Origin of the sequence: Amycolatopsis keratiniphila subsp. keratiniphila, from assembly GCF_001620365.2 — a bacterium.
Taxonomy (GTDB): Bacteria; Actinomycetota; Actinomycetes; order Mycobacteriales; family Pseudonocardiaceae; genus Amycolatopsis; species Amycolatopsis keratiniphila.
On sequence record NZ_LQMT02000021.1, the window covers coordinates 30,609 to 47,549 of the forward strand.

17 protein-coding genes are annotated in these 16,941 nt (G+C 70.5%); 9 read left to right on the top strand and 8 right to left on the bottom strand.

All coding sequences use genetic code 11. The features are described 5' to 3' along the window. The first annotated feature begins 2 nt into the window (after positions 1–2). From AVR91_RS21810 to AVR91_RS21825, 4 genes are all read left to right on the top strand, one after another. Positions 3–1,256: a bifunctional glycosyltransferase family 2/GtrA family protein gene (locus AVR91_RS21810; RefSeq protein WP_228709283.1), complete on the top strand. Its 1,254-nt coding sequence runs from the start codon at positions 3–5 to the stop codon at positions 1,254–1,256. Between the two features lie 3 nt (positions 1,257–1,259). Then, the gene (locus AVR91_RS21815; protein WP_063276931.1) at positions 1,260–3,113 is read left to right on the top strand and encodes an ArnT family glycosyltransferase; all 1,854 of its coding nucleotides are present in this window, start codon (positions 1,260–1,262) and stop codon (positions 3,111–3,113) included. Between the two features lie 42 nt (positions 3,114–3,155). Further along, positions 3,156–3,977 (top strand): hypothetical protein, encoded by an 822-nt coding sequence (locus AVR91_RS42470; protein ID WP_228709285.1) that lies wholly within the window; start codon positions 3,156–3,158, stop codon positions 3,975–3,977. Positions 3,978–4,220: 243 nt separating this feature from the next. After that, complete coding sequence (locus AVR91_RS21825; protein WP_063276933.1) at positions 4,221–4,919, top strand: PP2C family protein-serine/threonine phosphatase; 699 nt, start codon at positions 4,221–4,223, stop codon at positions 4,917–4,919. Between the two features lie 9 nt (positions 4,920–4,928). Here the strand turns inward: AVR91_RS21825 and AVR91_RS21830 are convergent, their stop codons facing one another. The 4 genes from AVR91_RS21830 to AVR91_RS21845 are packed head-to-tail and all read right to left on the bottom strand — an operon-like array spanning position 4,929 to position 7,826. After that, positions 4,929–5,393 carry a DUF2127 domain-containing protein gene (locus AVR91_RS21830; protein ID WP_016332343.1) on the bottom strand — a complete coding sequence of 155 codons (465 nt, stop codon included), beginning with the start codon at positions 5,391–5,393 and terminating at the stop codon, positions 4,929–4,931. A 43-nt stretch (positions 5,394–5,436) separates the two neighbouring features. Then, complete coding sequence (locus AVR91_RS21835; protein ID WP_063275468.1) at positions 5,437–5,841, bottom strand: hypothetical protein; 405 nt, start codon at positions 5,839–5,841, stop codon at positions 5,437–5,439. Between the two features lie 39 nt (positions 5,842–5,880). After that, positions 5,881–7,338: an amidohydrolase gene (locus AVR91_RS21840; protein WP_063275469.1), complete on the bottom strand. Its 1,458-nt coding sequence runs from the start codon at positions 7,336–7,338 to the stop codon at positions 5,881–5,883. Positions 7,339–7,373: 35 nt separating this feature from the next. Further along, positions 7,374–7,826: a MarR family winged helix-turn-helix transcriptional regulator gene (locus AVR91_RS21845; protein ID WP_063275470.1), complete on the bottom strand. Its 453-nt coding sequence runs from the start codon at positions 7,824–7,826 to the stop codon at positions 7,374–7,376. A 143-nt stretch (positions 7,827–7,969) separates the two neighbouring features. Between AVR91_RS21845 and AVR91_RS21850 the strand changes: the two genes are divergently transcribed. From AVR91_RS21850 to AVR91_RS21860, 3 genes are all read left to right on the top strand, one after another. Beyond that, positions 7,970–9,151: an MFS transporter gene (locus AVR91_RS21850; RefSeq protein WP_063275471.1), complete on the top strand. Its 1,182-nt coding sequence runs from the start codon at positions 7,970–7,972 to the stop codon at positions 9,149–9,151. A gap of 28 nt (positions 9,152–9,179) precedes the next feature. Continuing rightward, the gene (locus AVR91_RS21855; RefSeq protein ID WP_063275472.1) at positions 9,180–10,013 is read left to right on the top strand and encodes an aldo/keto reductase; all 834 of its coding nucleotides are present in this window, start codon (positions 9,180–9,182) and stop codon (positions 10,011–10,013) included. Between the two features lie 210 nt (positions 10,014–10,223). Further along, complete coding sequence (locus AVR91_RS21860) at positions 10,224–12,065, top strand: M48 family metallopeptidase (protein WP_228709286.1); 1,842 nt, start codon at positions 10,224–10,226, stop codon at positions 12,063–12,065. A gap of 96 nt (positions 12,066–12,161) precedes the next feature. Here the strand turns inward: AVR91_RS21860 and AVR91_RS21865 are convergent, their stop codons facing one another. Then, on the bottom strand, positions 12,162–12,992 hold the full coding sequence (locus AVR91_RS21865; protein ID WP_063275474.1) for an SAM-dependent methyltransferase: 831 nt from the start codon (positions 12,990–12,992) through the stop codon (positions 12,162–12,164). 139 nt (positions 12,993–13,131) lie between these two features. Further along, the gene (locus tag AVR91_RS21870; RefSeq protein WP_083737696.1) at positions 13,132–14,229 is read right to left on the bottom strand and encodes a sialidase family protein; all 1,098 of its coding nucleotides are present in this window, start codon (positions 14,227–14,229) and stop codon (positions 13,132–13,134) included. Positions 14,230–14,373: 144 nt separating this feature from the next. Between AVR91_RS21870 and AVR91_RS21875 the strand changes: the two genes are divergently transcribed. Continuing rightward, positions 14,374–15,693 carry a serine/threonine-protein kinase gene (locus tag AVR91_RS21875; protein WP_063275476.1) on the top strand — a complete coding sequence of 440 codons (1,320 nt, stop codon included), beginning with the start codon at positions 14,374–14,376 and terminating at the stop codon, positions 15,691–15,693. Positions 15,694–15,741: 48 nt separating this feature from the next. Then, positions 15,742–16,128, top strand: coding sequence for a hypothetical protein (locus tag AVR91_RS21880; RefSeq protein ID WP_063275477.1), 387 nt, complete (start codon positions 15,742–15,744; stop codon positions 16,126–16,128). Here the strand turns inward: AVR91_RS21880 and AVR91_RS43375 are convergent. Together AVR91_RS43375 and AVR91_RS21885 are read right to left on the bottom strand one after the other, a co-directional pair. Next, positions 16,121–16,294 carry a hypothetical protein gene (locus AVR91_RS43375; protein WP_170064561.1) on the bottom strand — a complete coding sequence of 58 codons (174 nt, stop codon included), beginning with the start codon at positions 16,292–16,294 and terminating at the stop codon, positions 16,121–16,123. The genes AVR91_RS21880 and AVR91_RS43375 overlap by 8 nt on opposite strands. A 58-nt stretch (positions 16,295–16,352) precedes the next feature. Beyond that, on the bottom strand, positions 16,353–16,895 hold the full coding sequence (locus AVR91_RS21885; RefSeq protein WP_063275478.1) for a type 1 glutamine amidotransferase domain-containing protein: 543 nt from the start codon (positions 16,893–16,895) through the stop codon (positions 16,353–16,355). Positions 16,896–16,941 lie beyond the last annotated feature (46 nt).

Genomic DNA, 16,941 nt, shown 5'->3' on the forward strand with positions numbered 1-16,941 from the left:
TCATGACAACCGCGATCCTCTCCGGCGCCGACACCGGCCGCCGCCCCGCCATCGCCCCGGACGGTTCCCTCGTGCTCGATGTCGTCATCCCGGTCTACAACGAGGAGAACGACCTCGAACCGTGCATCCGCAGGCTGCACGCGCACCTCGTGGAGCAATTCCCGTACCCGTTCCGGATCACCGTCGCCGACAACGCCAGCACCGACGGCACGCTGCGCGTCGCGGAACGGCTCGGCCGCGAGTTCGACGCGGTCGAAGTCCAGCACCTCGAAGAAAAAGGCCGCGGCCGCGCACTGCGCGCCGTTTGGTCCACTTCGGACGCTCCGGTGCTCGCCTACATGGACGTCGACCTCTCGACGGATCTGGCCGCGCTCGGGCCGCTCATCGCGCCACTGCTGTCCGGCCACTCCGACCTCGCCATCGGCAGCAGGCTCGCCCGTGGCGCACGGGTGGTGCGCGGGCCGAAGCGGGAGTTCATTTCCCGTTGCTACAACCTGATCCTGCGCGGCACGCTGGCGGCGAGGTTCAGCGACGCGCAATGCGGCTTCAAGGCGATCCGCGCCGACGTCGCCGAGCGGCTGCTCCCCCACATCCAGGACACCGGCTGGTTCTTCGACACCGAACTGCTCGTGCTGGCGCAGAAGGCCGGGCTGCGGATCCACGAGGTCCCGGTCGACTGGGTGGACGACCCGGATTCGTCGGTGAACATCATCGCCACGGCGACCGCCGACCTCAAAGGCATCGCCCGGCTGACCAAGGCCACGATGACCGGCCGGATCCCGATCAGCGGCCTGCGCGAACAACTCGGCCGCGCACCGATCCAGGTCCAGGCGCCGGGGGTGGCACCGAGCCTGGTGCGGCAGCTGGTGCGGTTCGCCGCCGTCGGGGTTGCCAGCACCGTCGCCTACCTCTTGCTTTTCCTGCTGCTGCGGACGTTCACCGGCGCGCAGGCGGCGAACCTCGTCGCACTGCTGGTGACGGCGGTCGGCAACACCGCGCTCAACCGGCGCCTGACCTTCGGCATCCGCGGCAAGCAAGGCGCCGGGCTGCACCAGTTCCAGGGTCTCATCGTGTTCGGTCTCGGGCTCGCGCTCACCAGTGGCGCGCTGGCGCTGCTGCACACGATGACCGCGCCGGGGCTGGCGCTGGAGATCACCGCGCTCGTGCTCGCGAACCTCGCGGCCACCGTCCTGCGTTTCCTGTTGCTGCGGGGCTGGGTGTTCCGCCGCCGCCCCGCCACCGAGATGGAGAACTGAGCCATGACCACCGCACTCGCCTCCCGGGTGGAACCCGGCCACGCCGGGGAAACCGCCACGAAACCACCCGGCCGATGGGTCCGGCCCGCCGTGTTCGGACTGCTCGCCGCCACCGCGCTGCTGTACTTCTGGAACCTGACCGCCTCCGGCTACGGCAACTCGTTCTACGCGGCGGCCGTGCAGTCGGGCACCCAGGACTGGAAGGCGTGGCTCTTCGGCTCCCTCGACGCGGGGAACGTGCTGACCGTCGACAAACCCCCGGCCGCGCTGTGGGTGACGACGGCGTTCGCCCGGATCTTCGGGTTCTCCGGCTTCACCGTGCTGGCCCCGCAGGCGCTGATGGGCGTGGCCTCGGTCGGCCTGCTGTACCTGACGGTGAAACGGACCTCCGGACCGGTCGCCGGCCTGTTCGCCGGCGCTGCGCTCGCCGTCACGCCGGTCGCCGCGCTCATGTTCAAGTTCAACAACCCGGACGCGCTGCTGACCCTGCTGCTGATCGCCGGTGGATACTGCACGATCCGCGCGATCGAAACGGCGAGCCCGCGGTGGCTGGCGCTGGCCGGGGTCGCCATCGGGTTCGGCTTCCTGACCAAGATGATGCAGGCGTTCCTGGTGCTGCCCGCCTTCGGGCTCGCGTACCTGATCGCCGCGCCGACCTCGCTCGGCAAACGCTTGCTGCACCTGCTCGGTGCGGTGGTCGCGGTGGTCGTTTCGGCGGGCTGGTTCATCGCGCTGGTCGATCTGTGGCCGACCGATTCGCGGCCGTACATCGGCGGCTCGGACGGCGACAGCCTGCTCGAACTGGCCTTGGGCTACAACGGGCTCGGCCGGATCTTCGGCATGGGCGGCGGCATGGTGGTCGGCGGCCCAGGCGGGACCGTCGGCTCCGCCGGCGGCGGGAACGTCGGCTTCGGCGGCGAGAGCGGCCTGACCCGGATGTTCGGCGCCAGCTTCGGCGGCGAGGTGTCGTGGCTGCTGCCCGCCGCGCTGATCGGGCTGGTCGCGGGGCTGTGGTTCACCCGGCGGGCGGCCGGCACCGACCGGACGAGGGCCGCACTGATCGTGTGGGGCGGCTGGATGCTCGTCACCTCGCTGGTGTTCAGCTTCATGAGCGGCATCGTGCACCCGTACTACGCCGTCGCGCTGGCGCCGTCGATCGCCGCGGTGGTGGCGATCTCCGGGACCTCGCTGTGGCGCGGCCGGGCACATCGCGCGCCGCGGGTGTTCCTGTCGCTGATGATCGCGGCCAGCGCCGTCTGGGCGTACATCCTCTTGGACCGCGACGCGGACTGGCTGCCCGCACTGCGCTGGATCATCGTCGGCCTCGGCCTGATGACCGCGACCGTCGTGCTGGTGGGTGTCCCGCCGATGCGCAAACTCGTCGCCGTCGTCGCCACGGTCTCCGTGCTGACGATCGGCCTCGGGACCACCGCGTACGGCATCGAGACCGCTTCGCAGTCGCACTCCGGCTCGATCCCGATCTCCGGCCCGTCCACCGGTGACGAGCGCGGAATGGGGATGGGCCCGGAAGAGGAATCTTCGGCGGAGATCGGGGCCGCGCTCGCTGCGACCACGACGAAATGGGCGGCCGCGACGTCGAGTTCGCAGTCGGCGGCGAGCCTGGAACTCGCGAGCGGGAAGTCGGTGATCGGCATCGGCGGGTGGAGCGGCCGGGATCCCGCTCCGACACTGGCGGAATTCCAGCAGTACGTGGCGAACGGCGACATCACCTACTACATCGAAGGCGGCCGCGGCGGCGGGCCGGGCGGCGGCTCGAACGAGATCTCCGAATGGGTCGCCGAAAACTTCACCGCCACCACCGTCGGCGAGCGGACGGTGTACCACCTGCTGTCTTAAATGCTTCGACAAACCTTGGGGCGCACGGGAATCCTGGACAGCGTGAATCGGCCGTACCGCTGGGATCTCGTGCGCCCCGACCAGCTCGGGACGCTACTGGAGCGCGCCGAAGAACCGTCGTTGTGGTTCCTGGACGAACTGATCGAATGCGCCGCGAAGGTGATCGCCCGGGCCGGCGACGCGGATCTCTACTTCGTCGGCCGCTCCGCGGACAGCGTGTACGACCTGCTGAGCGGAACCCCTTGGCGGGAACGGATCCACCAGTTGCCGCTGTCGTTCGCGGGTACCGGTTCCGAGCTGGCCGAGTCCGATGTGGACACTCTTCGCGGCTATCTCGCATCGGCGGGTCTGAGCCCGTACGACCTGGCGCGCGGACGGCCGAAGGTGTTCGTCGACCTCGTCTACACGGGACAGACGTTCACCGACCTCTACTCGCTGCTGCGGAAGTGGGGCGACGACGAGCGCGAGGCGTGGAGCATCATCCGCGGGCGGCTCCGGTTCCTCGGGATCACCATCCGCGAGGACACCTCCCCGTCGGCGTTCCGCTGGCAGCGGCACTTCGGCTGGCCCGCCGACCTTCCCGCGAACGGCGTCCGGAACATCTCACTCGACGAGCCGGTGTGGCTCTACTTCGGGAACACCCAGCCCAAGCTGACGGCGTCGTTCCCGCGGCCGCGCTGGTCGGACGAGAACGGCCGGGCGCCGGAGCATTCGGAGGAGCGGCTGCGGGGGCTCGCCGAGGCGGTCGCGATCGTCGAGGCCGGGCGCTCGAAGGCGGGGCGGGACCTGCTCGTGCGGCATCTGCGGAAGGAACCGGCGATGGCGGAGAGCTGGCTGCGGACCCTGATCACCCGTCTGCGCTGACCGAAACTCGTGACTCGCGTGATCAAGCACCGATCTCGCGTGATTGAAGGCGGAACTCACGTGACTGAAGGCGTAACTCGCGAGTTCCGCCTTCGATCACGCGAGTCACGGGTGTGATCACGCGAGTCGCGTCTCTGATCACGAGACGGGACCGACAGCCGCCTTTCACCTATCCCTCAGCCGCCCCACAGGATTCGGGCGCACTCTGGAAGCAGGGCATCACCCAGGGGTGAGGAGAAGACGATGAGGGAGCTTCCGCACTGGCACACGGCGAGCGCGCAGGGACCGCGCGAGTACAACGCGGACGCCGTCGCGGCGTACGCGGCGGCGGACGGCCGCGGGATCGTGTTCGCGCTGGCCGATGGGGTCGGAGATCACCCGAATGCCGCACAAGCGGCGCGGACGGCGGCCTCGGCGGCGGCGAGGACACCGGTCGAGCAGGGGGCGGCCGGGGCCGTTCTCGCTGCTCAGCGGGCCGTGCTCGCCCTCGGCGGGGCCGGTGACTGCGTGCTCGTCGTGGCCGTCCGGACGGCCGATGGGTATGGCATCGCGTGGGTCGGGGACGCGCGGGCGTACGCTTGGGACGGTTACACCGTGCGGCAGGTGACGAAGGACCATACGCTCGCGCAGTACTTCCGCGACCACGAACAACCCGTGACACCGCGGATGGAACACGTCGTCACCACCAGCGTCCGCACGGCCGGTGCGCACGAGATCGGCACGGCCACCGTCACGACCGGTGGGCTTCTGCTCACCAGCGACGGTGTGCACAAGACGCTCAGCGGTCCGACCATGCTCGACATCCTCGGGATGCCGGACAGGGCGGCCACCGAGCTGGTGCGGACGGCGATCTCGCTCGGTGGCTCCGACAACGCCACCGCGATCGTGGTGGATCCGCCCGGCGCGGAGGTCACCACGGAAAAGTTTCGCGTCGCGGCCTGAACCGGGCGGTCAGGCCGCGACGCGATCCCTCTTCAGCTGACGGTATTCACGCAGCACCAGCACGACGATCACGACGTCGAGGGCGGCGAAGAACGGCAGCGCGAGCGAGTGCGTGTGGATCGCGCGGAAGATCTCGTAGACCACGAACGCCGAGAGCACCACGGCGGCCACGGGGTAGGCCCGCATCACCTTCTTCGCGAGCGCCCAGACCAGGCCGAGCTTGATGAGGCCGTGCGCGACGAGGTACACGACGGCGAAGGTCCGGCCCTCGGCGAAGTGGCCGGCGGCGAGTTCGAGGTGCCGGGCCAGCGTCCCCTCGGGGTCGCCGAGCAGGTCGCGGGTGACCACGGCGTGCGCGAATCCGGAGATGACCGTCGCCGGGACGATCATCAGGACGAGGCCGCCCACCAGCTGCAACGCGCCGTCGAGCCCCTTCAGGGTGATGGCGATCCGGAAGAGCTTCTCGGTGCTCATGTCACCTCACCCTGCCGCACACGGGGGCCGTCCGCAGCCACCGTCACCGGAACAGGCGGTCCCGGCAGGCCGGGCACCGTTCGTGCCGGGCGGTCCGGCCGGACGGGTCCCTGCCGTAGAACGGGAAGCACGGCGCCCCGCAGACGGCGAGATAGATCCGCCCGCACCGCAGCGGCCGCTCACCGACGTGGTGGGCCACGACCAGCGCCCGGTGGCGCTCGCCCGCTTCGGGCAGCCAGCCGTCGTCCGGCAGCTTCGCGAGCACGGCCGCGTCGACGTCGTCCGAACGGGCGAGCAGCGCCGTGCCGAGGTCGGTCAGCCGTTCCCCGAGATCACGGAGGACGTCGGCGCGCGGCGCCTCGTCCTCGACCATCCGGGTGACGACGGTGATGTCGGTGTCCAGGGAGCCGTGGAGGTCCCGGAGCCGGTCGAGAAGGCGGTGATCCATGCCCTTCCATTAAGGCGTTGCGCCCGGGCAAGGAAAGGGTCACGACGCGTAGGTGACCCGGCCGTTCATGACGGTGGCGGTCACGGGGATGTCGCGCAGCCCGGCCGGGGACAGGCGCGCCGGATCCACCGCGGTGACGACCAGATCCGCGACGTCCCCGACGCCCACCGTCGTCCGGCCGCCGGACGACGCCGCGAGCGCGGCCTCCAGCGGCATGGCCTGCTCGGGATGCCACGCCGGACGGTCGTCGTCGGTGCGGCTGACCGCCGAAGCGATCGCGTCCCACGGGTCCAGCGGCGCGACCGGGGCGTCCGAGCCGAACTCGAGGCGCACCCCGGCGCGGTGCAGGGCGCCGTACGGGAACGCCCGATCGGTCCAGCCGTGCCAGTGCCGGTCGGCGACGTCGCGGTCGTCCGGCTGATGGGCGGGCTGCACACTCGCCACGACACCCAGTTCGGCGAAGCGGGCCACGTCCTCGGAACGCAGCAGTTGCGCGTGCTCGATGCGGCCGGCGCAGCCGACGTTCGCGAAGGCGTCGAGCGCGATCTTGTTGGCGTGATCGCCGATCGCGTGCACCGCGGGTGAGAGACCGTGTTCGGAAGCCTTGCGCATCAACGGCTCCAGCTCCCAGGGCGGCAGTTCGAGCAGCCCGTGGGACTCGGTTCCGGCGTAGTGGCCGACGCAGTACGCGGTGCGCGTGTTCAGTGAACCGTCGACGAACAGCTTGAACGGGCCCACCGTGAGCAGCCCGCCGCTGCCCTCCAGGACGTCGTCCGAGCGGTGGCCGCGGTCGATGGCCGTGTCGAGCAGGTACTTGGCGATCACGCAGGAAACCCGGACCGGCAAGGGTTTCCGCGCCAGCCGTCGCCGCCAGTCGGTGACGGTGTCGGCGTATTCGTAGTCGACGATCTTGGTGACGCCACGGGCGGCCGCCGCGTCGAGGGCGTCGGCGACCCAGCCGTCGATGACGTCTTCGGGGGCGACCGGGAGTTCGGCCGTCGCGCTCATGCAGTCGTTCTCCAGCAGCACGCCGGTCGGATGCTCGCGGCCGATGAGCTTCAGGGCGGCGGGGCTGAGCCACAGCGTGTGGAGGTCGGCGCTGAAGAGCGCGACCGGATGCCCGGGCAGCGCCTTCTGCAGCAGATCCTTGTGCGGGGCGTCGGGCCAGAGGCCGTCGCGGAACCCGGCGCCGAGCACGAGTTCGCCGGGCGGCGCGGGGTGAGCCAGCAGATGGGCGAGCACGAGCTCGACCGTGTGGGCGGCGGAAGTCGCCTCCCCCAGCGGGATCCGGCGGCGCGCGGCCGACCACTGCGCGGTGTGCACGTGCGTGTCGACCAGGCTGGGCAGCAGGGTGCCGCCGTGCCCGTCCAGGATCTCCGACGCCTCACCCGCCTGCCCCGGGCCCGCGATGGCCGCGATCCGGCCGTCCTCGATCCGCACGTCCGACAGGGAACCCGCCAGGCCGACCCGGACCCGGCGCAACAGAAGATCGTCCACGCCCTCACCTTGCCAGCCCGGCCGCGTTTAGTCCTCTAATTGCCGGCGAAGCTGAGCTTTCCGAGCGCGGCGACCAAAGGCGCGAGTTCGGGGAGTTCCTCGGCGGCGGCGAGGGCCTCGGTGAGGACGGTGTCGTGCGTCGGCCGCGCGGCCGCGAGCAGTTCCTGCCCCGACGGCGTGACCTCGGTGTAGATCCCCCTCCGGTCGTCCGGGCACAGGTACCGCTGCAGCAGGCCCCGGTCCTCCAGCCGCGACACCAGCCGGGTGGTCGCCGACTGGCTGAGCACGACGGCGTTCGACAGCTGGTTCATCCTCAGGTGGAAACCGTCCTGGCGGGCGAGCACGTCCAGCACGGTGTACTCGCTCACGGACAGCGAGTGCTGCTGCGCCAGCGCGCGCTCGAGCGCGTCCTCGATCCGCGCGTGCAATGCGGCGAGGGTCCGCCAGCCCTGCGCGCGTGCCTCCACGGCGTCGTCGGCCAGTGACACGGTTCACCTCTTCCCCGGTTGCCCGAGCTTCGTTGCGTCATGCATCATCAAGCGTGTGCAATATACGGCGCGTGCAACTATTTCAGACGCCCGTAGTTGCCAACGCCAGCCAACACCACTCTACGGGAAGAAGTGAGCCTCCAATGCCTGCCGCTCTGCTCGCACTGGCGATCAGTGCCTTCGGTATCGGCACCACCGAGTTCGTGATCATGGGCCTGCTGCCCGAGGTCGCGGGCGACTTCGGCGTCTCGATCCCCTCCGCCGGGCTGCTGATCTCCGGATACGCGCTCGGCGTCGTGGTCGGCGCCCCGCTGCTGACCGCGCTCGCGTCGCGGGTGCCGCGCAAGACGGTCCTGGTCGGCCTGATGGTCCTGTTCATCGCCGGCAACGTCCTGTCCGCGCTGGCCCCCACGTACGGCCTGCTGATGACCGGCCGTGTGGTCGCCGCGCTGTCGCATGGCGCGTTCTTCGGGGTCGGCGCGGTCGTCGCCGCCTCGCTGGTCGCGCCGACCAAGCAGGCGGGGGCCATCGCGATGATGTTCACCGGCCTGACCGTCGCCAACGTCCTCGGCGTGCCCGCCGGGACCGCGCTGGGCCAGGCACTGGGCTGGCGCTCGACGTTCTGGGCGGTCAGCGCGCTCGGCGTGATCGGCCTGATCGGGATCCTCGCGCTGGTCCCCGCGCAGGCGACGACGCAGAGCGCCGGGCTGCGCAGCGAACTGGCCGTGTTCCGGCGCCCGCAGGTGTGGCTCGCGCTGGCGATGACCGCGCTCGGTTTCGCCGGGGTGTTCGCGTCCTTCACCTACATCGCCCCGATGATGACCGAGGTCGCGGGCTTCTCCCCGGGCGCGGTGACGTGGCTGCTGGTGCTGTTCGGCGGCGGCCTGTTCGTCGGCAACCTGCTCGGCGGCAAGGCGGCCGACCGGTCGCTGATGCCCAGCCTGTACGTCATCCTCGCCGTGCTCGCGGCCGTGCTGGTCGTGTTCGTCTTCACCGCGCACGCCCAGCTCCCCGCCGCGATCACCATCGCGGTCTTCGGCGCCGCCGGTTTCGCGACCGTCGCGCCGCTGCAGGCCCGTGTCATGAACAAGGCCGAAGGCGCGCCCGCGCTGGCTTCGGCGGCCAACATCGCCGCGTTCAACCTCGGCAACGCCGGGGGCGCGTGGCTCGGCGGCAAGGCCATCGACGCCGGGCTCGGCTACACCGCGCCCAACTGGATCGGCGCCGCGCTCGCGCTCGCCGGACTGCTGGTCGCGGTCATCTCGGGCATGCTCGACCATGGGCGGCGAAAGGCTCGTCGCGCCGAACTGGCCCCCGCCGCCTGAACCGGAAACACCCATGAAAGGAACGCAAGTGACCGACATTCCCACCGTCAAGCTCAACAACGGGGTGGAGATGCCGCAGCTCGGGTTCGGCGTCTTCCAGGTGCCGGACGAGGAGACCACCGCCGCGGTCAAGGCCGCGCTGGACGCGGGCTACCGCAGCATCGACACCGCCGCCATCTACGGCAACGAAGCGGGCGTCGGCAAGGCACTCGCCGAGTCCGGGATCGCCCGCGACGAGCTGTTCATCACCACCAAGCTGTGGAACAGCGAACAGGGCTACGACGCCACGCTGAAGGCGTTCGACGCCAGCCTGGCCAAGCTCGGCCTGGAGCAGCTGGACCTGTACCTCATCCACTGGCCGACGCCCGAGCGCGATCTCTACCGCGACACGTGGAAGGCCTTCGAGAAGCTCTACGCCGACGGCCGGGTACGCGCGATCGGCGTCTCCAACTTCCAGCCCGCGCACCTCGAACGGCTGGCCGAGGCCGGTTCCGTGACCCCGGCGGTCAACCAGGTCGAGGTGCACCCGTACCTGCAGCAGGCCGCGGTGCGTGAATACGACGCGAAGCACGGCATCGCGACCGAGGCCTGGAGCCCGCTGGCCAAGGGTGGTGACCTGCTCGGCGAGGACGCGGTCAAGGCGCTGGCTTCGAAGCACGGCCGCACGCCGGCGCAGATCGTGCTGCGGTGGCATCTGCAGCTGGGCAACGTCGTGATCCCGAAGTCCGTGACCCCGTCGCGGATCAAGGAGAACTTGGACGTCTTCGGGTTCACGCTCTCGGAGGAGGACATCGCCTCGCTGTCCGTGCTGGACCGGGGCGAGCGGACCGGACCGGATCCCGACACCTTCAACGTCGCCTAGTCACAAGTCCGTGAAGGCCTCCTTGAGGGACTCTGGGTCCCTCAAGGAGGCCTTCACGGACTTTCGCAGGTAGCGGGCGTAGCGCTTTGTTTTCGCCCGAGCCCGCTGCGTAGCCGGTTACTATTCGGCCGCACAGACGGCACTTGTGCGAAAAGAGGTAACCGGACGATGCAGGCCCGAGGACGCGCCGTCCTCGCGACACTTCTGCTCGTGGCGTTCCCAGTGGTGGTCGTCGCGGTGGGTGTCGCCAGTGTGCTGGCGGGCCTGCGGATCCAGGGCAAGATCGGCACCTACGTCATGCTCGGCGGGCTCGCGATCATGGTCGCGCTCGGCTTCGGGCTGATGAGCGCGTTGCGGGCACGGCGTCCCCCGATCGAGGGGCCGCGGCTGGACCGCGAAGCCCATCCCGCGTTGTGGGAGATGATCGACGACCTCGCCGCCCAGGTGAAGACGCGGCCGCCGGACGAGATCGTGCTGATCGGCGAGATCAACGCGGCGGTCAGCGAGGACGCCCGGTTCCTCGGGCTGCGGCCGGGCCGCCGCACGATGCTGATCGGGCTGCCGCTGCTGGCGGCGATGAGCGTGAGCGAATTGCGGTCGGTCCTCGCGCACGAACTCGGCCACTACAGCGGCGGCCACACCCGCCTGCTCGCGCTGACCTACCGCGGCACCCAGACGCTCGCCTTCACCGTCGACAGGCTGGACGGCGGCCCCGCCAGGGCGCTGCTCTCCGCCTACTCGAAGCTGTACCTGCTGGTCGCGAGGTCGGCGAACCGGCGGCAGGAACTCCAGGCCGACGAGGCGTCCGTGCTCGCCGCGGGCAGCCGGACGGCGGCCGCGGCCCTGCGGAAGGCCGCGACGCTGAGCCCGCTGTGGAAGGACTACGCCGAGCGTTACCTCTCGCTCGGCGCGGCGGCGCGGCGCACTCCCCCGGTCCTGCTGGGGTTCCGGTCGTACCTGAACCACCCCGTCCAGCGGGACTGGGTGGCCGAGTACGCCGAAGACGTCATCGACGGCGAAGAGCTCTCGAAATACGACAGTCATCCGCCCACGAAGCGGCGTATCGCCGCGCTGGCGGGGGTTCCGGACAACCCGGTGAAGCCGGACGCGCGACCGGGCTGGTCACTGCTGGGCGCGCCGAAGATCGACGTGCCGGAGGCGGAGCTGGACGTGCTGATCCGCGACGTCGGGCCGCGCGCGGACTGGGACGAGGTCGTCAAACGCGCGGGCCGCGCGTCGGTGGCGGAGGGCGCGAGGCTGCTGACCGCGGCCGGGATCGAGAGCAGGCTGGCGCCGCGCGGCACGATCGGCGAGGTCGTGCGGGTCCTGCGGGACGGCGACGCCGACGCGCTCGCGAAACCCCTGCGGGCGCCGTCCCGCGAAGAGGGTCTTGACCTGCTGACCGAGCTGTTCGCCGACACCGTCACCGCCGCGATGATCGACAACGGCGTCGCCGCGCACCGCCTGAACTGGGGCGGCGGCTGGGAACTGTGCCTCGGCGACGGCGAGCCGTTCGACGTCGCCGAACTGGTCGGCGCGGCGGTGCGCAGCCCGCGCGCGGTGGACGAACTGGTCCACAACCTGCAACTGCTGAGCGTGCCCGCCGCCTACTTCTGCAAACAGGAGCCGCAGCCGGAGCCTGATCCCGCCGAAGCCCGGATGCTCGGGATGTTCACCGCGCTCAAGGCCAAGCGGAAGCTCTACGACCTGATCGTCTGCGACACCGAAGTGGTGCTGCTGCCGTTGGCGCGTTCGGTGCTGCTCCGCCGCGGCCTCGCCGGCCTGATCGGGGCGCGTGGCGTTTCGGACCGCAAGCGGATCCGGAAGCTGCGGGAGCGCGGCCTCGACGATCTGCGCGCCGAACCGGGCGCCCGGCGGATCCCGTTCCCGGACATCGTCGCGGGCGGTTTCCCGCGCCGGAAGCTCACCACGTACCTGACGCTGGAGCTGTCCGACGGCGAGACGCTGGAACTGGCGATCACCGGCAACACCGAGGACTTCGGCACCGCCCACGACGAACTGACGGCGTTCTTCGCCTCGCTGAAAGCCTGACGCCGTGCGCGTTTCCGGCGTTGCGAAAGCCACTTTCGCAACGTTGAAGGTTGCGAAAGTGGCTTTCGCAACCTCCCGCCGACGGTCAGGCGCCCTCTAAGGCTTGATCCCCACCCCACCGAGGCTCAGGTGGTTCAGCTCCGTCAGCGGAGCGAGACGCGGCCCCTCCGGCCACCACTCGTGCAGGTGAACCACACCGGGCTCGAGGATGTCCAGCCCGTCGAACAGCGACTCGATCTCGTCGCGCCCCCGGTGCACCGTGCGATGCCCGGTGCCGGCCATCAGATCGTCGAGCTTCCGGGCGAGCGCGCCGCGCGAGCCCTCGCCGGGCATGAAGTCGTGCGTGATCAGCACGTAGGACCCCGGCGCGATCGCGTCGACGTAGGCGCGCACGACGGCCCGTGCCTTGTCGAGGTCTTCGATGTGGTGCAGCACCGAGTTCAGGATCACCGCGACCGGGCGGTCGAGTTCGATGTGCTCGGCGACCACCGGATCGGCGAGGGTCTGCGCGGGGTCGGTCAGATCCGCGCCGCTCACGTGGACGAGGTGGTCCTCCAGCAACGCCAGACCGTGTGCCTGGACCACCGGATCGTGGTCGACGTAGACGACCAGGGCGTCCGGGTTGTACCGCTGCGCCGCCTGATGGGTGTTCTCCGAGGTGGGCAGCCCGGAGCCCAGGTCGAGGAACTGGTCGATCCCGCGGGCGCCGGCGAGGAAGCGGACCACCCGGTTCGCCCAGGCGCGGAATTCCTTCGCCATCGCGGCGGCGTCGGGGGCCAGGGCGAGCAGGTCTTCGACGGCCCGCCTGTCGACCTCGTAGTGGTCGTGACCGCCGAGGAGGACGTCCTTCATCCGGGCGAGGTTGGGCTTGCTGTAGTCGAGGGGAAGCGGGCGCCTCGGCACAGACCGGACCTCGTCCGAAGTCATGGACACGTTCCACCCTTCAGCCGCGCACAGGCCACGCGAACGCGCCCACGGCTCCCTCGACATCGACGGACCGTACACAGATTACGACATGGCGTGCATCCTCGTGAACCTCCCCAAGGGCCTTGGCCACCTGCGACGATCACCCGAAACCGAGTTCACGCCAGGTGCGTCCGCCGTCGGTGGTGCGATACACGGCGGACCCACCCTCGGCGTCCGGCAGGCCGTCCACGACCACGCCGACCCGTTCGTCAGGGAAATCCAGATCGTTCAGGCAGACCCCGCGGCCGCTGAGCACGGTGGTCGTCCAGGTCGTCCCGCCGTCGGCGGTGCTGTGCAGGAATCCGGTGCCGCCGCCTTCCGCCGCGACGGTCGCCGCCGTGGGGGAAGCCGCGCTGAAGCTCTGGTCGATCCCGAGTGTGGGCGCTTGCCCCGTCCCGGTGAACTGCCCGCCGAGTTTCGGCGCGCGCCACAGCCGCCGGACGGTCGCCCCCGGCTGCGGCGTCCCCGGTCCCCCGCTGCACAACGCCAGCACGTGTCCCCGCCGGACGCCGCTCAGCGAAGCCGAACTGTCGGCCGGGCAGGGCGGCGGCGCGGTCGCGAAGGTCAAGCCGTCCGAAGACGTCCAGTACTTCTGGACGCGGTAGTCCGCCCCCATCGACACCTGGACCCCGCCGCTCGTGGCGATGTCGCCGTAGGTCGTGGAGCCGGTGACGGTGAATCCCGGGACCGGCAGGAGAAGCCGTGTGCCGGAGATCCCGGCGTACAGCGTCGTCGTCGACGGGCTGCCGAACCCGGTGACCATCGCGAACATCCGAGGCCCGGCTTCGGTGATCTTCGAAATGTAGAAGGGTTCCCGCGCCCCGGCGAGCCTGACCTCGGCCCAGCTGCCGCCACCGTCGCGGCTCGCGAGCAGCCGGGTGCCGTCGGAGAGGAAGACGTCACGCTCGCCGATCACCGTGAGCTTGACCTGATTGTGGTTGTCCGGCAACGAGATCGGCGGTTCGCCCGCGCGCCGCCACCGCTTCCCGCCATCGGTCGTCGACAGCAGGGACGCGCACCATCCCGGTTTCCCGCAGGGGGAAAACCCGAGGACGAAGCCGCGCGACGGCCCGGTCCAGCTCGTCGACGCGGGAGCGAAACCCTTGGGCACCAGTGGATCGGCGACGGCGGGCGAGGTGAAGACGGCCAGGGCGGTCAGTGCGGCGGCGGCGAGCGCGGCCCACCGGTTCGGCTTCATGACCACGAGACGTCCCGCCCGCGCCGGGGTTGCCCGCCGTTCGGGGTGAACCCGTCGATCGTCTCCGGTAGGCTCCCCAACCTTGTTTCGCCCGGGGCCGGACCGGGTATACGGCGTTCGGCCGGTGAGACGGAGGTAGCACCGATGGACGACGCGGGTTCGCGTGCTGGTGGTGACGAGGAGGAAGAACCCGATGCCGGGACCACTCAACGCCGGTTCAGCCTGAACGTCCACGACCCGGACCATCTTCCGCGCAAACTCGCCGGCCGGTACGAGGTCGGGGAACTGCTCGGCCGTGGTGCCACCGCACGCGTCTTCCGCGCCCGTGACCTGCTCGAACGGCGCGAAGTGGCGCTCAAGCTGTTCCACGCCGACACGATGACCCGGGACGAGCGCCGCCGCCAGCAGGAGATCCGGACCCTCAGCGCGGTCCGGCATCCCGGGCTCGTCCCGCTGTACGACGCGGGCTCCGACGACGGCTACACCTACCTCACGATGCGCCTGGTCGACGGGCCGAACCTGGCCCAGCGGCTGCGCTCCGGCCCGCTCCCCCAGGACGAGGTCGTCGAGCTGACCGCCCGGCTGGCCGACGCGCTCGCGCACGTCCACGCGCACGGCATCACCCACCGTGACCTCAAGCCGGCGAACATCCTGATCGCCGAAGACGGTCCGCTGATCGGCGACTTCGGGGTGGCGCACGCCTTCGACGCGACCAGGGTGACCGAGACCGGCGGTGTCGTCGGCACGGCGGCGTACATGGCGCCCGAACAGGTCCGCGGCGAGAACGTCGGCCCGCCCGCCGACGTCTATTCGCTCGGCCTGGTCCTGCTCGAATGCCTCTCCGGGGAACGGGAGTACACCGGGACACCGGTCGAGGCCGCGGTCGGACGGCTGCACCGGCCGCCGCGGATCCCCGCCGGGCTGTCGGCGACCATGACGACGTTGCTGCGCGGGATGACGGCGCGGAAGCCCTCGCAGCGCCCGACGGCCGCGGCGATCTCGCGGATCCTGCTGGAGGATTCCACCGGCACGAAGGTCGCCCATCTCGCGCCTGCCACCCGCAAACGGGCGGCCGTGGTCGCCGCCATCAGCGCGCCCGCCGCCGCGATCACCGTCGGGGTGCTGCTCGCGATGAACCAGGCTCCGGGTGACGGACCGGGCCGGCCTGCCGTCCCGCTTCCCCCGGCGGCGACCGGCTCGTCCGCGCCGGCGGTGGGCCAGGCACCGCAATCCTCGGAGGCGGTCGAGGTGACCACCCGCGACCCGAAGGCGAGCAACGGCACCGTCGTGGTGACCGAAGCCGTGCCCGCGACCGGGGATCCGTCCAGTGCCACCGAAAGCGCCGGCGCCACCTCGACACCGAGGGACACGACCGCCGCCAGCGACCGGCAGAGCACCTCGGGCAAGCCGAGCAAGACGAAACCCAGCCCGCCGACGAAGAGCAGGCCAGGCCCTCCCGGCTGAGCGACCGCCCGACCGGGTGTCCACAGTGGACGATGATGGGAGACGGCGATGAACTACATCAACGACCCGCGTGAGCCACCGGAAGAGATCGTCGAACAAACGCCCGCCCGAATCCGCGCCGTGCGGATCATCAACGCCGTCGTCCACGCGGTCTGCTGGATCTTCGCGCTGGTGCTGATCGTGCACATCCTGCTGGTGTTCGGCGAAGCGAATCCGGGGAACGGGTTCGCGCAGCTGATCGACCAATGGTCGCGAGCGGTCTCGCTCGGGCTGCGGAACCTGTTCACCCCGGAGGGGATCAAACCCCGGACGCTGTTCAACGACGGTCTCGCGGCGCTGCTGTGGCTGATCATCGGCGGCGTGGTGACCGATCTGGTCTCGCGGATCGGCCTGCCCGGCCCGAAGCGGGTCTGGTACCGGCGACCGCTCAGTTGAGCGAACCCGGTCTCGCCTCCGGGGCGTCACCGGCCTGGGCCTGCTCGGCCTCGGCGTCGGCGACCTCCGGGGCGGCCTCGGCCTCGGCAGGCCGCTGCTCCGGCTCGTGCTCCGTTTCGAAGTGCTCACGGCACCAACGGCCGTAGCGTCTGGCGTGCACGGTCATCGCGGCACCTCCTCCTCTGCCACCACGATCCCCCATCATTGTGACGCGCGCCACTCGTTTATCCGGCGAATCGGGCCACGATCGCCGCGCAGAACGCGGGCAGGTCGCCGGGATTCCGGCTGGAGATCAGGCCGTCGTCGTCGACCACCTCCTGGTCGACGACGGTGCCGCCGGCGTTGCGGATGTCGGTGCGCACGCTCGGGTACGACGTGAGCGTGCGGCCGCGGACCACGTCGGCCTCGACCAGCGTCCACGGCCCGTGACAGATCACCCCGACCGGCTTTCCGCTGTTCACGAAGTCACGCACGAAGCGGACCGCGTTCTCGTCCACGCGCAGATTGTCCGGATTCATCGTGCCGCCGGGCAGGACGAGCGCGTCGAAGTCGTCGACCGTGACGTCCTTGACCACCCGGTCGACGGTGAACCTGTCGGCCTTGTCGATGTCGCCGTCCATGGCCTGGATCTCGCCGGGTTCCAGCGAGACGATCTCGGCCGTCGCCCCGGCGTCCGTGACCGCCTTGCGCGGTTCGACCAGTTCGACCTGTTCCACGCCGTCCGCGGCGAGGATGGCCACGCGGCGTCCGTTCAGCGATGTCGTCATCGGTTCCCTCCTGAAGTCGTGTTCGCCCCCGGCTACCCCGGGGCGG

Coding starts and splice junctions, on each gene's coding strand:
- AVR91_RS21810 (WP_228709283.1), top strand. CDS start 3: ATGACAACCGCGATCCTCTCCGGCGCCGACACCGGCCGCCGCCCCGCC.
- AVR91_RS21815 (WP_063276931.1), top strand. CDS start 1,260: ATGACCACCGCACTCGCCTCCCGGGTGGAACCCGGCCACGCCGGGGAA.
- AVR91_RS21825 (WP_063276933.1), top strand. CDS start 4,221: ATGAGGGAGCTTCCGCACTGGCACACGGCGAGCGCGCAGGGACCGCGC.
- AVR91_RS21830 (WP_016332343.1), bottom strand. CDS start 5,393: ATGAGCACCGAGAAGCTCTTCCGGATCGCCATCACCCTGAAGGGGCTC.
- AVR91_RS21835 (WP_063275468.1), bottom strand. CDS start 5,841: ATGGATCACCGCCTTCTCGACCGGCTCCGGGACCTCCACGGCTCCCTG.
- AVR91_RS21850 (WP_063275471.1), top strand. CDS start 7,970: ATGCCTGCCGCTCTGCTCGCACTGGCGATCAGTGCCTTCGGTATCGGC.
- AVR91_RS21865 (WP_063275474.1), bottom strand. CDS start 12,992: ATGACTTCGGACGAGGTCCGGTCTGTGCCGAGGCGCCCGCTTCCCCTC.
- AVR91_RS21870 (WP_083737696.1), bottom strand. CDS start 14,229: ATGAAGCCGAACCGGTGGGCCGCGCTCGCCGCCGCCGCACTGACCGCC.
- AVR91_RS21875 (WP_063275476.1), top strand. CDS start 14,374: ATGGACGACGCGGGTTCGCGTGCTGGTGGTGACGAGGAGGAAGAACCC.
- AVR91_RS21880 (WP_063275477.1), top strand. CDS start 15,742: ATGAACTACATCAACGACCCGCGTGAGCCACCGGAAGAGATCGTCGAA.
- AVR91_RS43375 (WP_170064561.1), bottom strand. CDS start 16,294: ATGACCGTGCACGCCAGACGCTACGGCCGTTGGTGCCGTGAGCACTTC.
- AVR91_RS21885 (WP_063275478.1), bottom strand. CDS start 16,895: ATGACGACATCGCTGAACGGACGCCGCGTGGCCATCCTCGCCGCGGAC.